The sequence below is a fragment of the Nocardiopsis sp. M1B1 genome, from assembly GCF_052466615.1.
Window position 1 is genome coordinate 4,300,149 of sequence record NZ_CP196194.1, and the last position, 19,664, is coordinate 4,319,812.

Below are 19,664 nucleotides of genomic sequence, written 5' to 3' on the forward strand. Positions count from 1 at the left end.
TGTGGGCCGCTGTGTCCGCCCTCCGCTCAGCCGAGGTCGACCGCGAGCGAGTAGAGCCGGTTCGCCTGACTGTGGCGCCCGTTGTCGTCCGAGACCAGGTACAGGACGCGGCGGCCCTCGTAGGGGGCCTCCCTCATCACGGGGCCGAGGGCCATGCCCTCGACGTTGGCCAGGATCTGGTTCTGCTGGGTCTCGTCGGAGACGACGTCTCCCTCAGGGCAGTCCGCCATGTCGAACAGGAGCTCCTTGTGGGCCAGGAGGTCACCGGCGTTCCTGCTGAGCGTCCTGCCGGTCACGTCCTGGGCGGCGCCGAGGTTGACCTCGTACACGTGGATGGCGTTGCCGAGCCCGCTGAGGTAACCGCGTTCGAGGGCGAGCAGGTGGTTCTCGTCGATCGCCGCCAGCTCCGCGAGGTAGAGGCCCACCTCCGTTTGGTACCCGTACTGGCGGTCGAGTTCGTAGGAGCCGCCGGGCTCGCCCCGGTAGCGCTGGATGCGCAGCTGGTGGCGGCCGTGCACGTCCGCGTCGCCGAAGAGCGGGCCCTCCAACCCGGCGAAGAGGTGGGCGCCGTCCGAGGTGGCGGTCAGGGATTCCAGGTTGCGTCCGGGCTGAGCCTCGCCGAGAGGGGCCGGGAGAAAGGCCTCCGGCAGCGGAAGGGGGTCCCCGATCTGACCGCCGTCGGCGGTCCCGAAACGGCGGATGGACGGTTCGTGCTCGGCCGCGACCAGGATGCTCTCACCGCCGTTCTCCACGACCAGCCCCTCGCCGTCGAACGCGTCGAAGGACGCACCGTCCGGACCGTAGAGGACCTGCATCCCCGTGACGGTGGGGGCCAGGGACTCGGGGTCGCCGAGCCCGAGGGTGAAGAACTGCGCGGGCTCGTTGTCGCGGATCACGAGGGCCTCGGAGCCGCCGCCGGTGAGGGCGAGGGCGGACAGGCCCTCGACCGGACTCCCCAGGTGTTCGTTCTCGGGCGGCTGGTCGAGCCGGTCGGAGACGTCGAGGAGCTGCGCCCGGCCGTGCGTGTCGCAGGGGCCGGGGAACGGTGCGGTGCCGAAGCGCGGGTCCGTCCACTCGCGGAGCTGGTAGCCGCCCAGCCCTCCGAGGAGGAGGCCGGGGATCAGGGTCGCGGCGGCCACGGAGGTCACCGTGCGGCGCGACAGCGCCGCGGGGACCGGCGCGGGGGAACGCGGACCCTGCCGGTTGCGTACGAAGAGCAGGTCCCCGACGCCGTTCCTGTCCATCCGCTGCGGTTCCGGGAGGCGCTCGTCGGCGAGCCTCGTCCTCAGCAGTCGGTAGATCTGGTTGAGGGTGAGCAGTTCCTGCTGTTTGTTCCCGGGATCGCCGCTGGTCAGGATATCGATGAGCGCACCGGTGAAGGCGGTGTGCCTGGCCTCCGGAGGGGCCTTGGCCTGACCGCTCTCGGTGGTGGAGGTCAGGACGTAGGAGCCCTCGATCTCGATCTGCTGTTTCTCCGGGACCGTCGTCCCGTTCCCGGTCATCACTCCGTCGAGCGCCCTGCCGCTGTAACAGCAGTCGAGGATCACGATCTGCCGCTTGACGCTCTTCCTGGACTCCCTGAGGATGTCGCGCAGCACACCGTAGGCGAGCGAGGTCTCGCTGCGGTCGCGCATCGAACTGGAGAGCGTCAGGTAGAGCTGGTCGTCGCGGATCTCCAGGAGGCCGTGCCCGGCGTAGTAGACGAGCAGGGTGTCCTCGGCCTTGTCCGCGGCGTCGTAGATCGGCCCGGTCAGCTCGCCGGGCCTGGAGGGGTTGCGCACCACCCAGCGCCGGTCGTCGGGAACGCCCCAGAGGTCGGTGTCCGCCAGCGCCCGGTCCAGATCCCTCAGGTTCCTCGGCACCGAGCGCAGGTCCGGCAGGTTCTGGTAGGAGTCGACCCCGATCAGGACACACGCCGACCGGGCGGGGTCCAGCCGTCCCCGCCCACCGCCCGCGGCGTCCGGCCGCTCCTCGTCGGGCGGGTTCGACGTGGCCCGCTCCGTCACTCCCCGTCCTCCGGCTCGTCTGCGTCCCGGAGTTCCTCCAGGGCGCGCAGCACCGCGGGCAGGTCGTCGAGTTCGGCTTCGGTGAGGGTGATCTTGACACCGTTGCGTTCGAGGGTGAACGAGGAGCGGGCCGGGTGCGCCCGCCGCCAGGACGCGATGGCCACGGCGAGCGCGCCGTACTGGGCTCCGAAGTCGCAGACGAACTGGACGACCTCGAAGGCGCCGCCCATGACGTCCGGCTCGTCGGGGGTTCCGCCCGTGTGCTCCATGGTGATGCCCGCGGCGCGCAGGTTGCCGGCCTCGCCCCTCAGCCACCGGTACAGGGACCTGAACTCGGCGTCGCTGGTGGGGCCGTGCACCGACAGTTGAACGTTCATCTCACAACCTCATGACATCGAAGGCCCGCATCGCCGCCTGGAGCCGGCTCGCACCCGGGGGCGGGTGCGGAGCCCCGGAACCGGGGGCCGACGCCATCCACAAGGATGCCGGTTCCCCACTCCCGGTGTCCGGGATTCGTCAGGATTCCCGGCGCTCCGGGCGGTGGCGCGCCGGGCACCGCGGACAGCGGCCGGGAGCACGTGTCCGGACCCGTCGCCCGGGGCTGCGCGCTCGTACGGGGGTGAGCGGACACGGGGGCTCGGTGTCCGCCGGGCAGGAGGGGAGGCTGGTTCCGCGTGACCGACCCGGTGGGCCGGGTGCGCCTAGCGGGAGAAGTCGTCCGGTCCCCGGGCGGGGCCGTGGTAGAACTCGCGTTCGGGCTCGGCGTCGGGCACGGGCGGGTAGGTGGGGCCGTCCTCGCCCGGCTCCGGGCGGGCGGCGATGGCGATGCCCAGGGTCCGCATCGTCTGGGCGGCCCTGTCGCGCAGCTCGGGGAGCCTGGAGTACAGCACGTCGCCGGGGCAGGCGGTGGCGTTGAAGTCGCGGTGGCCCAGGATGGCGCTGTGGGGGTTGAGCCCGTAGGCGCCGCACAGCCACGCCAGGGTCTGCACCAGCGCGTCGGTCAGGGCGGCGGTCGGGCCCACGCTGGTGTACAGGCCCTCGTTCTCGATGCCGATGCAGGTGTTGTTGTGGTTGGCCACGTGGGCGCCCACGACGTGGTCGCCCGCCGCGATGGCCTCCGGCGTGCGGTCGCGGCCCTCCATGACGTAGCCGCCGCGGCTGATGGTCAACTGCTGGCCGGTGTCGCTCCACCCGTTGGTGTCCATGTGGTGGTTCTGGATAGACCTGGACAGGTTCAGGGCGTGGTCGAGCGAGTAGTCGGTGCTGTTGGGCGTCGCGGTGTGGTGGACCACGATGTAGCGGGGCGCGGCGGCCAGGACCTGGATGGGGCTGCTCGGCGGGCGTGCGCCCCAGGCGCCCCGCCAGTACAGGTAGGGCTGGGCCGCCTGGACGGCGGCGCTCGTGTCGGCCGGTTGGGCGAAGGCGCTTGTGGCGCCGACCGCGCCGAGGGCGGCGGTGGCTGAGGCGATGGTGGCCGCGCGCAGGATGCTGCGCCTGTCCGGACCTGACCCGTGGGTGGTGGTCATGGGGATCCTCAGGGGATAGCGGGGGTTACTTGCCAGTTAATGAAAAAACACGGACCCTACGGTGCGCAAAGGGTCACATCGTGTATTTCTGTGACCGCTTCCGGCCGGAAAAGCAACCCACAGACCCGGTGGCCGGATTCCGTTCGATGTTGTAGGGGCGGCAGGAAAGGCGGGATGGGGATTCCCGCCTTTCCCCTTCCTTTCCCGCCCGGCGCGGCCAGGAGGCACCGGCCTTTCGGCAAACGGGAGACCGGAGCAGCCGACAGCCGCGACGGGGGCGAGCTGGCGAGGACGTCCGGCTTCGACACCCTCGGGGTCAGTCGATCGTGACGACGATCTTTCCGACGTGCTGGTGGCGCGTGAACTGCTCCTGTGCCGTGGCCAGGTCGTCCAGCGCGTACCGGGCCGCGATCACGGGCTGGACCGTGCCGCCTCGCGCCGCACGCAACAGCACGGCGAAGTGTTCGCGGGTGTGCATCGACGAGCCGATGAGGCTGATGTTGTGCAGGTACAGCCGACGCAGGTCGAACTCGACGACCGGTCCGGCGACCGCCCCGGCCACGACCCACCGCCCGTCGTCACGGACCAGCGGCATGAGCTGGGAGACCAACGGACCGCCGACCACGTCGGCGACCGCGTCAACGCCTCCGGGAGCGCACCGGTCGATCTGCTCGGCGAGGCCACCGCCTCGGTCGACGGTGTGCGAGGCTCCGGCGGCGAGCACCTCGGCGGCCTTGTCTCCACTGGTGACCGCGAGGACGTTCGCACCGCGTGCGGCGGCGAGCTGTACCAGAGCAAGACCGACACCACCGGAGGCACCGGTGACCACGACCGTCTCACCAGCAGTGACGTCCGCGCGTTCCAGCATCCCCATGGCGGTGCCGTAGGCCACCGGGAGGGCGGCCAACTGTTCGTCGGACAGCGGCGAACCGGTCACGTCGTGGGCCTGCTCGGCGGTCACGACCACGAACTCGGCGAAGCCGCCGTCGGCCTCGCTGCCGAGCAGTCCCACCGGCGGCGCGTCGCGCGTGTGGTCGCGGTACAGGGCCGGGTCCACCAGGACGCGCTGGCCCACCCGGTCGGCGTCGACGCCCGGGCCCGCCTCGGCGATCACACCGCAGATGTCACCGCCCTGCACGCGCGGGAAACGGAGGGGGCCGCGCCAACCGGCCCGCGCGTCGGGGTCACCGGGCAGGCCGTAGGCTCCCTCCCGCGTCCAGACGTCGGTGTTGTTGACCGCCGCCGCCAGGACCCGGACCAGCACCTCGCCGGTACCCGGTACGGGTCGGGGCCAGTCACTCCGTGCGTGCAGTACCTCCGGTCCGCCGTGCGCGGTGAGCACGACCGCTCTCATCCGTCCCATGCACCCATCGTGGCATCCTCACACAACACCGTTCCAACACGGACCCGCCGCGGACACGGAGTCGCGATCCCTGACCAGGCGTTCCGCCCGAACACGGCATCGGTGGCGCCTCGACGCCGCGGTCTGACGGTGGGCGCGGTGGTGGCGGCCGTCCCGGTTCGGCGCGGCCTAATGGAAGGAGCGCGCGAAAGCGGGCCGCTCCTTCCCGGGCGGGACCCGGAAGGAGCGGCCCGAAGCTGCACGGCCGCCGGACCGCCCGGACCTCAGACGAGGTAGTTGCGCACCGACTCGCGGATCCTCTCCGCGTGGAGGTAGATCTCGTCGATCGACCCCAGGGGGTGCCGGGTCTCGTTCTTGTCGGCGTCGAAGGTGCCGAGGTACTTCTTCGACCTGGCGTTGAAATGCAGGCGTGCGATCGGCTTCCGGTTGTTGTCGTCCAGCAGGACGGCGAAGTAGCTCTTGGAGTCCCGTTGCGTGACACGCTGCGGCTTGACCTCGCTGCACGCGATCGCCTTGACGACCTGGTAGCCCTCCAGTTCCTCCAGGGTGGTCTCGATGCCGCTACCGCGTTCCAGGTCCTCCTCCGCGACCTCCTCGCCGCTGACCGGCGCCGTCTCCTCCTGCTGGGGACGCGTGGACTCCAGCGCCTTCTTCAGCCGGACGTTGACCTGGTCGTCGAGGAAGGCGGAGGCGGCCTCCTTGACGAGCGGCGTGAACTGTTCGCGGGCCCGCTTGGTGAAGGACTTGTCGTAGACGCGGCTGGCGAAGAACTTGACCCACTCGTCCTCGGGGTCCTGGAACTGGTCGGCCAGAGCGCGCTTGATCGCCCCGAGGTACTTGAGCTTCTCCGCCGCGTCGATGACCGAGGTCAGGTCGAAGGAGGCCTTCGTCAGCTTGTGGAGTTCGGGAAGCAGGGTCTCGTCCACGTCGCCGAGGTCGAGCACCATGAACGGCTTGGAGTCCATGCGGTTGGGCGCTTCGAGGTCGGTGTAGAACTGGTATTCCACGCCGTTGGTGAGGACCGCGATCCGCGCGTTGGTGACGGAGAAGTAGCGGTAGAGCTGCGAGGCGTGCTCGATCCGCAACTCACCGTTCGCCTTCTTGCACTCGATGAGCATCTGCACTTCGTTGTCGCGCATGATGGCGTAGTCGACCTTCTCGCCCTTCTTCATGCCGACGTCAGCGGTGAACTCGGGCACCACCTCGCGCGGATCGAAGACGTCGTATCCGAGGACGGTCGCGATGAAGGGCATGACGAAGGCGTTCTTGGCCGCCTCCTCGGTCTGGGTCATATCACGCTGCTTCTGCACCTTGGCACTGAGCGCGGAAACCTTCTCGTCGAATTCCATAACGGCCCTTCTACGGCAACCCGGTCAGCGCACCCTAGCAAGGGGGAAAGGACCGAATCCACAGGTCGACACATTCGTTACAACGGTGCCTCCAATAACTCGGAGCACCCCGAAAGAGCCCGCCCCCACCGGCGAGGAAACGGGCGAACCACATTCCGGGCCCGCGGACGGGAGGGTTCGTCCGGCGAGGAGAACACCGAAGTGCTCCTTCCCCCCTGTCGGACGAAGCGCACCCTGTTCAGTGGGCGCCCCCGTCGGAGCTCCTGTCCTCCTCTCCCCACCCGGGTGGGCCCGGTGCGGTGCGCGGCGAACCGCTGGACCCTCGTGGTCACCCCGCTAGAACGGCCAGAACCGGGAGGCCACGGTGGCCGCCCCCGAAACCGTGGCCAGGAAGAGCAGCGCCGCGCCCGCGCAGCCACCGCTGCTCTTCTTCTGCGGCTCCACGGTGACGCGGGCGTTGATCCTGTGCGGTCCCCGGTCGGATCGGCGCTCGTGTGACGCGGCACGGTCACGGCGTTCGAAGGGCGCCACGAACTGTTCGTGGTACTGCCGGTCGGACAGCTCGCGGGGGCGCCAGAACGCCTGCCAGGGCTTCCTGTCCGCCTCCTCCTGCTGCTCGGCGCGGAGCTGGGCGGCGACCATCACCCCGGTCCCGTCGTCGAACAGGCCGCGCTCCGCCTTGTCGACGGCCGCCTTCAGCAGGTCCCAGGCCTCGGCGGGGGTCGCCACCCGGATGTCTGCGTCCTGGGCCCTGCGGACCTTCACGTCGTCCGTTCCCGGTTCGGCGATGACCAGCCGCACCGTCTTGGTGACGTTCACCCCGACCGTCGCGCCGTGGGAGACCGCGAAGTCCACGACCGCGTTCACCGAACCGTCCTCCCCCGCGGGCACGATCCGCCAGCCCTTGAGCGGGCCGTTCCTGCGCGCCTTCTCCTGGTCGGCGACGTAGAGCAGGTCCTGGATGACGTGTCCCGCGCCCAGGTTCCTGGCGGCCTTCTCCAACTCCCTGAGTTCGGTGGAGGTGACCCGCCCGTCGGCCTCGGCGCGGGCGCGCGCCTCCAGGAGCACCTGCTCGTGCACCCGGCGCAACGTGGACCGGGTGAACCCGGCCCGGGTGGCGAGCAGGGCCAGCCGTTGCGCCTCGTCGCCGACGATCCTCCCGTCCGCCAGGGCGTGCCCCAGCATGGAACGGTAGGCGGCCACGCCCTGGGGAAGGGGGCGGGGCGAGGGGTTCATGTCGGGCAGTCCGGCGGCCAGGTTGGCCAGCCACCCCTCCTGACCCTTGCGGAGGTCGCTGGTGCGCGGAGCGATCCGTCCGCTGCGGGGCACCTGCGGCGCGGGCACCGGCCCGGTTCCGATCCAGGCGAGCGGCTGGGGACTGTCGTTCACCAGTACCGAGAGCATGCGGGCGAGGTGGCGTGCGTCGGCCAGGGCGTGGTGCTGGCCCTGCATCCACTCCCCGGTCATCAGCTGGTAGAGCTGGTGCTGGCGGTAGGCGTACCGGTCCAGGTGGGCGCGGAAGGCCTGGAGCGTGCACAGTCCAGGCAGTCCTGAGGGACGCATGCCCAACGCCTGGAGCTCCGCTTCGAGGAACCGCTCCTCGAAGGGCAGGTTGTGCGCGACGACCACCGCGTCGGACAGGTAGGTCACCAGGTCGCCGGCGATGTCGGCGAAAGCGGGCGCGTCGGCCGCCTGGGCGGGGGTGATGCCGTGGAACTCCTCCCCCGTGAGGGGGCGCCCGGGGTCGACCAGGGTCGCGTACTCGTCGACGACCGTGCCGTCGCCGCGCATGCGCACCACGGCCACCTCACAGATCCGATGCCCTGCGCGGGGGTCGAGCCCGGTGGTCTCCACGTCCAGGACGGCGAACAGCATCCGCCGCGGATCGGTTCCCTGGCCCCGGGTCAGGCGGCCGTGGGTGAACATGCGTACCTCCGATGCGGGAGTTCGAGGGGGCCGCTCGGGAGAGGGCAGGGGGAAGCACGGCCGTCCTCGGGGGTGGACTTCTCCTTCGTCACCGCGTCCTCCGATCCATCGCGACAGGACGGCATCCCTTTCGGGACCAAAGCCCTGTCTGGGAACGGACAGCCGATCCAGGTCAACCCGAAGGCCCCCGCCGCCGTCACATCATCGAGGGTCTGCTGCGATGGCATCGAAAATAACATACACATCTACCTTGTGAATGTTGTTAACAATAAAGCTTCAGTTGTCGCAACGGCACCCGACAGACCGGATGAACGTGGCGGGCCTCCCGGTTCTCGGCACTGCGGAGAAGACGCGGCACCGCCCCGACACACGGCTCAGGCTCTTCGGCCGACTCCGCGCACGGTGCTGTGCCGGAGCTTTCCGAGGACCCCCGGCGCGGTTCCGGCGGTGTTCGGTTGCGACAGCGCACATGCCCGCTTCGTTCAGAGCGCTTCGTGGAGGAAGCCCACCTTCTCCAACAGGGCTATGTGATCGGTGCCGAGGTCCTCCAGAAAGGCGCTCACGTCCGGGGGCGGAGCCCGGTGCGGCGGCGCACTGGTGCGCAGCAACTCGAGGGGGTCGGGAGCCCGCTACACGACGATGGGTTCTTTGAGAACCCGGACAATCCCGGCGAGGAACTGGGCAACAGACTCGACCCCGAAGCGGACACCGGCCACAGCGGGTACTTCACGGACGAGGAGACGCTCAGCTATCTGGGCGAGGTGCTGACAGGAGGCACTCCCCAGTGAACACGGACCCCACCCCTTCTCCTCGCAGCGGGCAGGCGGGCGGAGAGAACAGGCCCCGGAAAGAGCCTCTCTCCGTCATCCGCGACTTCCTGGATCGGCACCTGGGCCTGTTCCTGGCGCTGTCCGTGGGAACGGGCCTCATCTGCGGAGTGCTCGCGGTGTTCGTCGACGGTCTCAGTTCCGAGGGGCTCCCGTTCCTGGAATGGTCCGTCGGCCTCTATGTCACACCGCCGTTCCTGATCGGTTGGACCGCGGTCCGTTCTCGGGCGGCGGCCATCGCGGGTTCGGTCACGTACCTGTCCGCCGTTCTCGGGCACGTGGCCACCACGCACCTGGCAGCCGGCGACTACGGCATGCGGGAGTACTGGGTCTGGGTGCTCGTCGGGTCGGCCACGGGGGCGCTCCTGGGGTTCCTCGGCAACAGGTCCCGGTCGCGCGCCACGGGCGTCAGGGCCTTCGCTGTGGGCTTTCCCCTCGGGCTGATCTCGGTCTTCCTGTGGATGAGCGCCAGGGCGTACGCGAGGTTCGGCGGGGAGGAGGTCCACCTGGGCGTGCTTCTCCTCGAAGGGGTCCTGGCACTGCTCCTCCTGGCGCTGTGCCGTGGATGGGCCGCCCGGAGCGCGGCACTGGTGTGGGCGGCCGTGCTGAGTGTCCCGTTCGCCTTCGGCATGTTGTCCGTGTTCTCACTCGCGTGGTTCGCGAGCGGAGACTACTGAGACCCGTGCGCAGGTAAGCGGGTGATCCGCACCGGGGTGTCGGGGATTGGAACAGGACCTGGCCCGAGGGTAGAAGGCCCTTCTGAACAGATCGAGCGGTGCGAAAGGCCGCTGGAACGGCAGCCTACTGCGGGGTGAGGCTCTGGTGGAGCATGAGGGTGACCGCGTCCTGGAGGATGCCTCGGCCCAGGGGGAGCAGACACGCACGGACGACTTCCGGGTGTCGAGCCGGGTCCGGGCAGATGAGGACGGCGAGTATCCGCATGACGAGGAGGAGCTCGCCCGGCCGCCACAGGGCGAGGAACACGGCGGCGCACTCCCAGACCGCTTCCAGAGCGGTGTCGGCGATCAGTTCCTGGGCCGGGCCCCAGCCCGGCGGTGCCTCCTCCTGGAGCAGCTCGCGTGCCTGGGCCGGAATCTTGTCGACGGCCTGGTCCACCCGGTCGAAGGCACCGACCAGAGCAGCCAGCAGGGAGCACCAGAAGTGTCCGGGCAGGGCCTCGGCGACCCGCGCCAGTTCGGGGTTTCGAACAGCACGACGGGCTGCCTCGCTCTTGACCATGCTGAACACCTGGGTGTTGAGCAGGCCACCGAACTCCCGGATCCTGTCCACCCTGGCGGGGCGCGCGGCGAGGTGGTCGGCCACGCCGACCCTGGCGGCCTCCACGGCGCAGTCGAGCATCCGCGGAGTGGGGGCGGCCAGGTGCTCGCGTCTGGTCTGTTCGTCGGAGCCCACGGCGGCGTACCAGTCCTGTTGGGCGCTCTCGCGGCGAACCACGCGCTCTTCGGGAGGTCTGCGCGACAGTTCGAGGTGACCGGGCCAGCCGTGCAGGCTTCCTCCGCAACCGGAGCACGAGCAACCGGGCTTTCGGGCGTTCGCACAGGCGTGGTTGTGCACCACAGTGCCTCCGGGGGTCGACGGCCTACCAGAGGAGGCAGACCGTCTCCACTGTCCACGGTGGCGGTGGAACCCGGTATCACCCGGCGGGTGACTCCGTGTGGGCGCTGGTGTCAGCCGGATGTGACCCTGCGGTCAGAGCAGAAGACCTGAGCTGGCACTCCCCCGTGACGGAGGTACGCGCCCGTGGGCTATGCGGTGTGCCCCCAAGGACAGCGTGAACTGGCCGCCCTCGTCGCACGGATCAACGGCCATTATCAGGCGCCTTTCAACAGCCCGGTGAATATGCCGACCTCCTCTCTGGCCGCGCTGGACGTGCTGCACCAACTGGGAGGGTTCGGCGCACCGGCCTCGCTGAACCACCGCGTGGGAGTGTGGTCAGACGACCTCACCCTCGACCAGCAGGCGGCGGAGCGTGATCCCGCCTGTGCCGCGTGAGCCGATGCCGTCCCGTGAAGAAGCCCGATGAACACCGACTACCTGGCGTTCCTGCCGATCTTCCCCAACACCAAGGGATTTTCCTCCGTCACCCCAAGGCGCGCCGCACCAGCTACGTGGTCGAGATGGAGCCGGCAGAGTACGCGGCCCTGCACCCGGAGAGGAGGATCAGAGCCTGGTCTTCCGGTGTCTTTTCCAGGACGCCACCTACCCGGCTATGGGCGGGGATGAGGAACCCGCCCTGAACGGTCTGGCCTCCCTGCTCGACGACGAGGTCGCGGCCTATGGTCCCGACGGCCACCGCCCGCTGAAGCTCCGCCGCCAGATCGGGGGCTCGAACTGGCCCTGGGACGACTGGCCGAAAGTGCCGGGCCCCTGCGCGAACTGCGCGCGGACCTGGTGCGCCTGCACGGAGCTGACCATCCGTCCGTCGCCCGGGTCGACGACCTTCCGAAGGAAACCTGAACCCGGCTGGGGCTGGCACCGGCGCCCGCCCCACCCGTGCCGTCTAGAACTCCCGGTTCCGCCAACAACGGGCCAGGAGCGGTTCGACCCGGTACGTGTCGTCCTCGGACCGGTCGAACATGTCCAGGGTGGGCCGATGAGTTCTGTCACTCCGGATAGTCACTATGGGCAGGAGACGACAGCGTTCTCGGAGAGGACACCTGATGACAGAGACGAAGACGCACACCCTGGACGTGCCGGGCGCCGTTCTGCGCTACGACGTTCGGAGCGGCTCGTCAGCCGGATCGCCCGTCCTGCTGCTGATCGGCTCTCCGATGGACGCCAGCGGGTTCACCACCCTGGCCCGGCACTTCACCGACCGCACGGTCGTGACCTACGATCCCCGCGGGGTCGGGCGCAGCGAGCGCGCCGACGGCGGAGCCGGGGGCACACCCGAGGAGCACGCGGACGACCTGCACCGGCTGGTCTCGGCCCTCGGCGCCGGGCCGGTGGACCTCTTCGCCAGCAGCGGCGGCGCCGTCAACGCCCTGGCCCTGGTGGCCCGGTATCCGGAGCAGGTACGCACTCTCGTGGCGCACGAACCGCCCGCCGTCCAGGTGCTGCCTGACCGGGAAGAGGCACTGGCCGCGAGCGTGGACATCCGCCGAACGTACGAACGCGACGGCTTGGGCCCCGCGATGGCGAAGTTCCTCGCGCTCATCAACCACAAGGGGCCGCTTCCGGCCGACTTCACCGACCGGCCCGCTCCGAACCCCGCCGATTTCGGACTGCCCGCAGAGGACGACGGTTCCCGCGACGACCCGATGCTCGGGCAGCTCATCCCGTGCACCCACTTCCAGCACGACGTCGACCGGCTGCGCGCGGCGTCGACGCGCATCGTCGTCGGAGCCGGGGCCGAGAGCGTGGGTGAGCTGTGCAACCGGGCGGCCGAGGCCGTGGCCGAGCGGCTCGGAACGGAGGTCGTCACCTTCCCCAGCCACCACGCCGGTTTCCTCGGCGGCGAGTTCGGCATGAAGGGTGACCCCGACGCCTTCGCCGCCGTCCTGCGCCGTGTCCTGACGGAGGACGCCTGAGGCCCGGCGCCGGATCCGGTCCTGCGCGGGGCGGGGCGGCGTCGGGCCGTGCGGCACGGGCGGAGAAGCCCTGCGGCGCGGGCGAACCCGCTGCCCGCCCCGCGCGTCCGAAGGGGTGGCCGTGTCCCGGCGGAGCGGAGGCGGCGGGGAGGCGCGCATGGGCTGGCGGAGGGCTTGGGCAGGAGACATCGGACTTCTGTCACCGGAGAAGGCGTTCGTCGTGTTCCTGGCCAGCGCGGCGCTGGCCTGCGCGTTCATCCCGGTGTCGGTGCGGTTCTCGGGCCATGAGCTGCGGGCTCTGGGAGCCGCCTACGGCTGGGCCGGGCAGGAGGGCGTCCTTGAGGTCACCGAGTCGGTGCCCCTCTCGGATGGGGGCTCGCTGTGCCTGGGTGTCTTCCGTTCCGCGGACGACGGTCCCGTGCGGACCGGCGTCCACCTGTACCTGTCGGGGCCCTGTGAGCCCGGCCGTCTGGAGACGGCCCGTCTCGTCCCCGGTGAGCCGTCCTGGATGCTGACCACGGAGGCGGACCGCGCCTACGCGGACGCTGGGTTCGGGAGCGGTGTCACCACGTCGATCCTCGGGTTCGTCCTCTTCAACCTCTTCTGCCTCGGATTCGGTCTGGTGTTCGCCCAGGCCGCGTTGGGCCTGGGTACCGCACTCCTGAGGAGGGCGTGGTTGCGCCGGAGCGCGCCCCCGGAACCGTGAGACCCCTGCGAAAGGGCGCGTGCGTCAGTCGTAGGAGCAGCGGGGGTGCGGGATGATCCCGCGTTCGGGCCTGCGGGGGTGTGGGCAGCGGCCTCGCACGCGGTCGCGGAGGGCCTTGCGGCGCGGGTCGGCCTCCGCGGCGGGTGCGGTGACGGGCGTGGTGTGCGCGGGAGGGGCGCACGGCGCGAGGAGGACGTGGGGGTTTCCCAGCGCGGCGGTGAGGGCGAGCGCGAGGAGTCCGGAGCAGGGGAGCAGGAACCGACGGTGTCGCTCGGGCATGGGCACCAGCCTGGCAGCCGTCGCCTTGTGTGGTGGGTCGATCACGCAAGGAGAGGTGTCCGGTTCAGGCCAGGGACTGCACGTGTGAACCGTGTTGTGCCCGGGTAACCGGTTCGGTCGGTGAGGTGGAGACCCGCGTTCCGGGGATGAACCCCGGCGCCGCCCGCCGCGTCCCGCAGCGTGCCCGCGCCCGCAGCATGCCCGCGCCCGGCGCGGGCGCGGGTGGCGAGGAGGACGGTACGGGTAGGGAGGGCCTCGGCCGGGGGCTGGCGGCGACCCGTCCACCGGGATAAGCGGCCCCGGCGCGAGGAGGCATCCTCGGGCCGGGGCGGGAGCGGGCGGAGCGGGAGGCGGGCGGAGCGGGAGGCGGGCGGAGCGGGGTTCGGAATCAGGCCCCGGGCGAGCCCTCCGTGCCGCTCCCGGTCGGCGCGGACTCGGCCGGGGCGTCCGCGGGCGGGCGGCGGGCCCAGTATGTGGCCACGAGCGCGCCGGAGATGTTGTGCCAGACCGAGAACAGGGCGCCGGGCAGGGCGGCGAGCGGCGCGAAGTGGGCGGTCGCCAGGGCCGCGGCCAGACCGGAGTTCTGCATCCCCACCTCGACGCTGACCGCGCGGCGGGCGGCCTCGGGCAGCTTGGTGACCACGCCGATCAGGTAGCCGAGCGCCAGGCCCAGGGAGTTGTGCAGCACCACGGCCAAGGCGACCAGGAGGCCGGAGGAGAGCACGGCGTCGGCGTTGGCGCCCACCACAGCGGCGACCACGACGACGATGCCGATGACGGACACCAGCGGCAGGACGGGCAGGATCCTCTCCACGAACCGGCGCGCGGCCATGCGCAGCAGCAGTCCGGCCAGGACCGGGACCAGGACGACCTGGAGGATGGAGACGAACAGGTCTCCGGCGGCGACGGGCAGGGTGGAACCGGCCAGGGCCAGGACCAGGAGCGGGGTCAGCAGCGGGGCGAGCAGGGTGGAGATCGAGGTCATCGCCACCGACAGGGCCACGTCGCCGCGGGCGAGGTAGACGATGACGTTGGAGGCGGTGCCGCCGGGGGCGGAGCCGACCAGGACCATGCCCACCACGAGCAGCGGCGGCAGGCCGAGGGCCTGGGCGATCCCCCAGCCCAGGAGCGGCATCACCGTGTACTGGGCCAGGACGCCGAGGACGACGGCCTTGGGATGTCTGGCCACGATCGCGAAGTCCACGGGACGCATGCTCAGCCCCATCCCGAACATGATCACCCCGAGCAGCAGGGAGATGTAGGGGGCGAGGAGGGCGGCCTGCCCGGGGGCGGCCAGGCCCACGATCCCTCCGGCGAGGACCAGCAGGGCGAACCACCTGCCGACGAGGTCGGCGACGCGCGTGAGAACTGACATCGAAGGACTACTTCCCGTGGGTACCCCGGGGCGGCGGGACACCGCTCCCCGGGCGGTCGCCGCCGCGAGGGTCGGCCGCCGCGCGGCCATGGTAGTCCCCGTGTTGCGCGCGGGCGGTGGTCAGGGCGGGCCCCGGACCGGAAACGGCTCCGCGCCGTGGCGTTCCCCACAGGGCACCGGCGCCGGGGCGGGTGACGAACCGCCCGGACGGGGAAGGGGCAGTCCATGACCGACATCTCCCCGGACGACGCGGCCGAAGACAGGACGTACCCCGACAGGAGGTACCCGGGCGAGGGCCGGACCGGCCCTCGGGAGTGGCGGTTCGTGTGGCGCCACCGGTACGGCCTCTTCCTCGGTCTGGTCGTGGCGTTGATGCTCGGGGCGTGGGTCGTGCAGAGTTCGGCCCGGCCTCTGCTGTGGGTCGTGGCGGCGCTTGGCGCGGCGGCCCTGCTGTGGTGGTGCCGCATGCGGCTGCGCCTGGCCCGGGAGAAGCGGCGGGTGGCGCGGGTCGACCTGTCGGAGGTCGACCGGATGACCGGTGTGGAGTTCGAGGAGCACGTCGCGGGACTGATGCGCACGCACGGCTACACCGCCGTGACGGTGGTCGGCGGGGCCGACGACGGAGGGGTGGACGTGCTGGGCCGGGCGCCGGACGGGCAGGCCGTGGTGGTGCAGTGCAAGCGGTGGAACAGCCCGGTGCCCCCGAACGAGGTCCGCGCCTTCCTCGGTGTCCTGGCCACCAGTTACGAGGGGTACCGGGGGGTGTTCGTGGCCTCGAACGGCTTCACCGAGGCCGCCGCCCGTGAGGGCGAGGGGTACATGACCCTGGTGGACCGGGAGCGGCTGGCGCGGTGGATGAGCGGTTCGGGCGCGCCCGAACCGCCTCCGGCGTGAGTGCCCCGTTCCCGTAAGCCGCGGTGCCCGGTCAGTCCCACCAGAAGCGCCAGACGGGGCAGCCGACCAACTGCTCCGCGTAAACCTCCAGCCTGCCGGGGTTGGTGTTCTGCCAGATGTTGTCCGGGCAGAAAGCGAAGTGCTCGGCCGCCGCACGCAGGGCGGCCTCGGTGTCAGCGGGCGGAGCCGCGATGCTCAGGGTGAGGGTGGCGAAGCCCATGCCCAGTACGCGCGCGCCGAAGCGGCGTTCCCAGTCGGCCACGACGGCCGCGAACACGGCGGTGTCGTTGTCGTAGTTGAGCGGTCCCGCCCATCCTGACGCGGCCACGGCCTCAGCGCCCGAGGCCGCCGGGACCAGCCCCAGGCGCGAGCCCACTCCGTTCTCGACCATGATCTCGGCGCACTCGGCGGCGGACTCCCCGGGGTCCTCCTCCATCTGCGCGGCCGGGGCCCGTCCCGGCCAGGACGCCCCGTAGGGCGCGATCACCGACAAGCGGTCAGCACCGGGATCGGTCTCCTCACCGCAGGCGTGCTCCTTCCACCACCGGGCGAGCAGCGCCTCCGGGTCGTGGTCGGAGGGCGAGGAGATCGATTCGGGGTACAGCTCCTGGGACTCCCAGGGCCGGTCCGGTTCGTTGTGCAGTCCGTCCAGGAGCAGCGGCCACAACCCGGACTCGGGGTGTTCGGCGTGCAGCCGGGACCACAGTCCGAACGGCGCGGGGTCATCGCTCAGCCACAGCAGCGGGGCGCCGTCCTCGGAGGACACCGTGCGTCCGGGCGGAAGCGGGACGGCCAGCCTCTTCTGGAAATCCATGACCGCCACCGTAGGCGTCCCCGGTGACAATCCCGGCGGCTCGGCGCGCCCGAGCCGCCGGGCCGCTCAGGTGGCGAGTGCGCGCAGGGGTCCGTCCAGTTCGCGCCGGTAGAAGTCGACGAACCCGTCCGGGTCGGGCCCCGCGTTCTGCATGACCAGGCGGTCGAAGCCCGCGTCGACGTACTTACGGACGGCCTCGACGTAGCGTTCGGGGTCGGGCCCGCAGGCGAAGTGCCCCAGCACGTCCTCCTCCCGGACCGTGGTGGTGGCGGCCGCGAAGTTGACCGGGTTGGGCAGCTCGCTCATGACCTTCCAGCCGGTCAGGGCCCAGCGGGAGGTCTCCAGGGCCGCCTGTGCGGCGGTGTGCTCGTCCTCGGCCCAGGCCATGGGCACCTCGGCGTAGCGGGGGCCGTCTCCCCCGGCGTCGCGGTAGTCCCGCACGATCGCGGACTTGGGCTCGGTGGCGAACAGCCCGTCGCCGAGTTCGGCGGCGAGCTTGGCCGACTGCCCGCCGCTGGCGGCGACGGCGATCAGCGGCGCCTCCTCGGGCAGGTCGAACACCCGGGCGTCCTCCAGCCGCAGGTACTCGCCCTCGTAGGACTGGTAGCCGCCGCCCCACAGGAGGCGGATGATCTCCAGGGCCTCGCGGAGCATGTGGTGGCGCACCTGAACCGCGTCGGGGAACTCCTGGCCGACGACGTGTTCGTTGAGCCGCTCCCCGGAGCCGACGCCGAGGACGAAGCGGCCCTTCGAGAGCAGGGCCAGGGTCGCGGCGGCCTGGGCGATGATCGCCGGGTGGTAGCGCACGGTCGGGCAGGTCACCCCGGTGGCCAGGCCGATCCGCTCGGTCCTGGACGCGATGGCGCCGAGCACGGTCCAGGCGAAGGGCGAGTGGCCCTGGTTGTCCAGCCAGGGGTGGTAGTGGTCGCTGATCTCCACGAAGTCGAACCCGGCGCGCTCGGCCAGCTCCGCCTGGCGGACGAGTTCCTCCGGGCCGAAGGCCTCGGCCGCCAGTTTGTACCCGATCTGCATGCGTCTCCCCCGTTCGGTGGTGTCGGGCGCCGACCCGCCGACCCGCGCGCACCGGCGGGGCCCGCCCCCGGCCGGACCGGCGGGACAAGGCGGGCCCCGGACACCACTCACCGTTCACTCAGGGCACCCATACAACTACCGTTCGGGTTCGCCGGGAGGTTGCGACACACGCCCGCCGCCGGATCGGGGCCGTGCGACCAGGACCCCGGGCCGGGGCGCGGCACGAAGCGGCCCACAAAAGGGTGGTCGTTCAATAACAGAAAGTGACAGAAAGAGAAAAAACTTCTCCTGCCATTTCCAATCTATAGCGCATCCCGGGGCTTGCCACAAGACCCGGGTCGTGCCGGACAATTTCCCTTCCAAGCCGGAATCCGCGGAAATCGGGGCCGCGCGAAAGGCGCGTGCCGTTGTCGGCGCACGGATCACGCACCGGCACCGAACCGCTGGTGGGCACCGTGATGTGCTCGCGGGGGCGCGGACGCGCACCCCGCCGGAATACGCGGAACGGCCGGCGGAGAGCGATCTCGTTGAACGGGGAATTCATGATCGACGTGACCGTGGTCGGCGGCGGACCGACCGGCCTGATGCTGGCCGGTGAGTTGCGGCTGCACGGCGTGCGCGTGGTGGTGCTGGAGAGGCTCACCGAGCCGACCCGGCAGACCCGCGCCCTGGGGCTGCACACGCGCAGCGTGGAGGTGATGGACCAGCGCGGCCTGCTGGAGCGGTTCCTCGCCGTCGGGGAGAAGTTCCGGATCGGCGGCATCTTCGGCGGCATCACCAAGCCGTGGCCCGACGGGCTGGACACGGCCCACGAGTACGGCCTGGCCGTCGAGCAGCCGGTCACCGAGCGGCTGCTCAACGAGCGCGCCCTCGAACTGGGCGCCGACGTGCGACGCGGTGTCGAGCTGGTCGGGCTGAGCCAGGACGGGGACGGGGTCAGCGCCGAACTGGCGGACGGCACGCGCCTGCGCTCGCGCTACCTCGTCGGCTGCGACGGGGCCCGCAGCGCGGTGCGCGGGCTGCTGGGGGTCGGCTTCCCCGGCGACCCCGCCAGGGTCGAGACGCTCCTGGGCGAGATGGAGGTGACCGAGGACCCGGAGGAGGTCGCCGCCGTCGTCGCGCGGGTCCGCGGGACCCAACTGCGGTTCGGCGCCGGGCCCCTCGCGGACGGAAGCGGGGCGTACCGCGTCGTCGTGCCCGCCGACGGGGTGGCCGAGGACCGCACGAGCGCGCCGACCCTGGAGGAGTTCAGGCGGCAGCTACGGGCCTACGCGGGCACCGACTTCGGCGTGCACTCGCCGCGCTGGCTGTCCCGGTTCGGCGACGCCACCCGGCTGGCCGAGAGCTACCGGGTCGGCCGGGTGCTGCTGGCCGGGGACGCGGCGCACGTGCACCCGCCGACCGGCGGGCAGGGGCTCAACCTCGGTGTCCAGGACGCGTTCAACCTCGGCTGGAAGCTGGCCGCCGAGGTCGCGGGCTGGGCGCCGGAGGGGTTGCTGGACAGCTACCACGCCGAGCGGCACCCGGTGGCCGCCGCCGTGCTGGACAGCACCCGCGCGCAGATGGTGCTGCTGGGCGCCGAGCCGGGCGCGGTCGCGCTGCGCGAGCTGCTCTCCACGCTGATGGACTTCGAGGAGGTGAACCGGTACGTGACCGGGCTCGTCACCGCGACGGACGTCCGCTACGACTTCGGCGGGGGGCACGCGCTGCTCGGCAGGCGGATGCGCGACATCCGCCTGACGCGGGGGCGCCTGTACGAGCTGACGCACGGCGGGCGCGGGCTGCTGCTCGACCGGACCGGTCGGCTCTCGGTGACGGGCTGGGCGGACCGGGTGGACCACGTCGTCGATGCCGGCGGGGCGAGCGGGGAGCTGGGCGCGCCGGCCGTGCTGCTGCGGCCGGACGGCCACGTGGTGTGGGCCGGCGGGGACCAGGGGGAGCTGCTCGACCGGCTGCCGAGGTGGTTCGGCGCCGCCGCGGGCTGAGCCCGCCCCTCTGACCTGGGCCGTCCGCTGC

Annotated in this window: 18 protein-coding genes; 7 read left to right on the forward strand and 11 right to left on the reverse strand. The window is 71.3% G+C overall.

Annotation, left to right across the window (positions count from 1 at the left end):
- Positions 1-26 precede the first annotated feature (26 nt).
- The 6 genes from ACSTA4_RS18645 to ACSTA4_RS18670 all read right to left on the reverse strand — a co-directional run bounded on the left by ACSTA4_RS18645 (position 27) and on the right by ACSTA4_RS18670 (position 8,170).
- A complete protein-coding gene (locus ACSTA4_RS18645) occupies positions 27-2,006 on the reverse strand; it encodes a caspase, EACC1-associated type (RefSeq protein WP_444960399.1) in 1,980 nt (659 codons plus the stop codon).
- On the reverse strand, positions 2,003-2,383 hold the full coding sequence (locus ACSTA4_RS18650) for an effector-associated constant component EACC1 (RefSeq protein ID WP_248771030.1): 381 nt from the start codon (positions 2,381-2,383) through the stop codon (positions 2,003-2,005). Before ACSTA4_RS18650 ends, ACSTA4_RS18645 begins: the two co-directional genes overlap by 4 nt.
- Before the next feature lie 324 nt (positions 2,384-2,707).
- Positions 2,708-3,532 (reverse strand): peptidoglycan recognition protein family protein, encoded by an 825-nt coding sequence (locus ACSTA4_RS18655; RefSeq protein ID WP_444960400.1) that lies wholly within the window; start codon positions 3,530-3,532, stop codon positions 2,708-2,710.
- A 316-nt stretch (positions 3,533-3,848) separates the two neighbouring features.
- A complete protein-coding gene (locus tag ACSTA4_RS18660; protein ID WP_444960401.1) occupies positions 3,849-4,895 on the reverse strand; it encodes a zinc-binding dehydrogenase in 1,047 nt (348 codons plus the stop codon).
- 263 nt (positions 4,896-5,158) lie between these two features.
- Complete coding sequence (locus ACSTA4_RS18665; protein WP_444960402.1) at positions 5,159-6,244, reverse strand: type I restriction endonuclease; 1,086 nt, start codon at positions 6,242-6,244, stop codon at positions 5,159-5,161.
- A 336-nt stretch (positions 6,245-6,580) separates the two neighbouring features.
- Positions 6,581-8,170 (reverse strand): 3'-5' exonuclease, encoded by a 1,590-nt coding sequence (locus ACSTA4_RS18670; RefSeq protein ID WP_444960403.1) that lies wholly within the window; start codon positions 8,168-8,170, stop codon positions 6,581-6,583.
- 494 nt (positions 8,171-8,664) lie between these two features.
- On the opposite strand from ACSTA4_RS18670, the gene ACSTA4_RS18675 reads away from it, so the two are divergent.
- Positions 8,665-8,958, forward strand: coding sequence for a hypothetical protein (locus ACSTA4_RS18675; protein WP_444960404.1), 294 nt, complete (start codon positions 8,665-8,667; stop codon positions 8,956-8,958).
- Positions 8,955-9,674, forward strand: a complete 720-nt coding sequence (locus ACSTA4_RS18680; protein ID WP_444960405.1) for a DUF6518 family protein — start codon at positions 8,955-8,957, stop codon at positions 9,672-9,674. Before ACSTA4_RS18675 ends, ACSTA4_RS18680 begins: the two co-directional genes overlap by 4 nt.
- Positions 9,675-9,798: 124 nt before the next feature.
- Here ACSTA4_RS18680 and ACSTA4_RS18685 read toward each other — a convergent pair whose 3' ends face one another.
- Positions 9,799-10,452 carry a hypothetical protein gene (locus ACSTA4_RS18685; protein WP_444960406.1) on the reverse strand — a complete coding sequence of 218 codons (654 nt, stop codon included), beginning with the start codon at positions 10,450-10,452 and terminating at the stop codon, positions 9,799-9,801.
- A gap of 306 nt (positions 10,453-10,758) precedes the next feature.
- Here ACSTA4_RS18685 and ACSTA4_RS18690 point away from each other — a divergent pair, with 306 nt between their 5' ends.
- From ACSTA4_RS18690 to ACSTA4_RS18700, 3 genes are all read left to right on the forward strand, one after another.
- On the forward strand, positions 10,759-11,010 hold the full coding sequence (locus tag ACSTA4_RS18690; RefSeq protein ID WP_444960407.1) for a hypothetical protein: 252 nt from the start codon (positions 10,759-10,761) through the stop codon (positions 11,008-11,010).
- A 668-nt stretch (positions 11,011-11,678) separates the two neighbouring features.
- On the forward strand, positions 11,679-12,548 hold the full coding sequence (locus ACSTA4_RS18695) for an alpha/beta fold hydrolase (protein WP_444960408.1): 870 nt from the start codon (positions 11,679-11,681) through the stop codon (positions 12,546-12,548).
- A gap of 121 nt (positions 12,549-12,669) precedes the next feature.
- Complete coding sequence (locus ACSTA4_RS18700; protein WP_444960409.1) at positions 12,670-13,254, forward strand: hypothetical protein; 585 nt, start codon at positions 12,670-12,672, stop codon at positions 13,252-13,254.
- 24 nt (positions 13,255-13,278) lie between these two features.
- Here the strand turns inward: ACSTA4_RS18700 and ACSTA4_RS18705 are convergent, their stop codons facing one another.
- A complete protein-coding gene (locus tag ACSTA4_RS18705; protein WP_274973806.1) occupies positions 13,279-13,533 on the reverse strand; it encodes a hypothetical protein in 255 nt (84 codons plus the stop codon).
- 388 nt (positions 13,534-13,921) lie between these two features.
- Positions 13,922-14,908 carry a bile acid:sodium symporter family protein gene (locus ACSTA4_RS18710; protein ID WP_444960410.1) on the reverse strand — a complete coding sequence of 329 codons (987 nt, stop codon included), beginning with the start codon at positions 14,906-14,908 and terminating at the stop codon, positions 13,922-13,924.
- Positions 14,909-15,133: 225 nt separating this feature from the next.
- Here ACSTA4_RS18710 and ACSTA4_RS18715 point away from each other — a divergent pair, with 225 nt between their 5' ends.
- A complete protein-coding gene (locus ACSTA4_RS18715) occupies positions 15,134-15,802 on the forward strand; it encodes a restriction endonuclease (RefSeq protein WP_444960411.1) in 669 nt (222 codons plus the stop codon).
- 31 nt (positions 15,803-15,833) lie between these two features.
- Here ACSTA4_RS18715 and ACSTA4_RS18720 read toward each other — a convergent pair whose 3' ends face one another.
- Positions 15,834-16,616, reverse strand: a complete 783-nt coding sequence (locus ACSTA4_RS18720; protein ID WP_444960412.1) for a DUF4253 domain-containing protein — start codon at positions 16,614-16,616, stop codon at positions 15,834-15,836.
- Between the two features lie 66 nt (positions 16,617-16,682).
- Complete coding sequence (locus ACSTA4_RS18725) at positions 16,683-17,648, reverse strand: TIGR03557 family F420-dependent LLM class oxidoreductase (RefSeq protein ID WP_444960413.1); 966 nt, start codon at positions 17,646-17,648, stop codon at positions 16,683-16,685.
- Between the two features lie 542 nt (positions 17,649-18,190).
- On the opposite strand from ACSTA4_RS18725, the gene rox reads away from it, so the two are divergent.
- The gene (gene rox / locus ACSTA4_RS18730; RefSeq protein ID WP_444960414.1) at positions 18,191-19,633 is read left to right on the forward strand and encodes a rifampin monooxygenase; all 1,443 of its coding nucleotides are present in this window, start codon (positions 18,191-18,193) and stop codon (positions 19,631-19,633) included.
- Positions 19,634-19,664 lie beyond the last annotated feature (31 nt).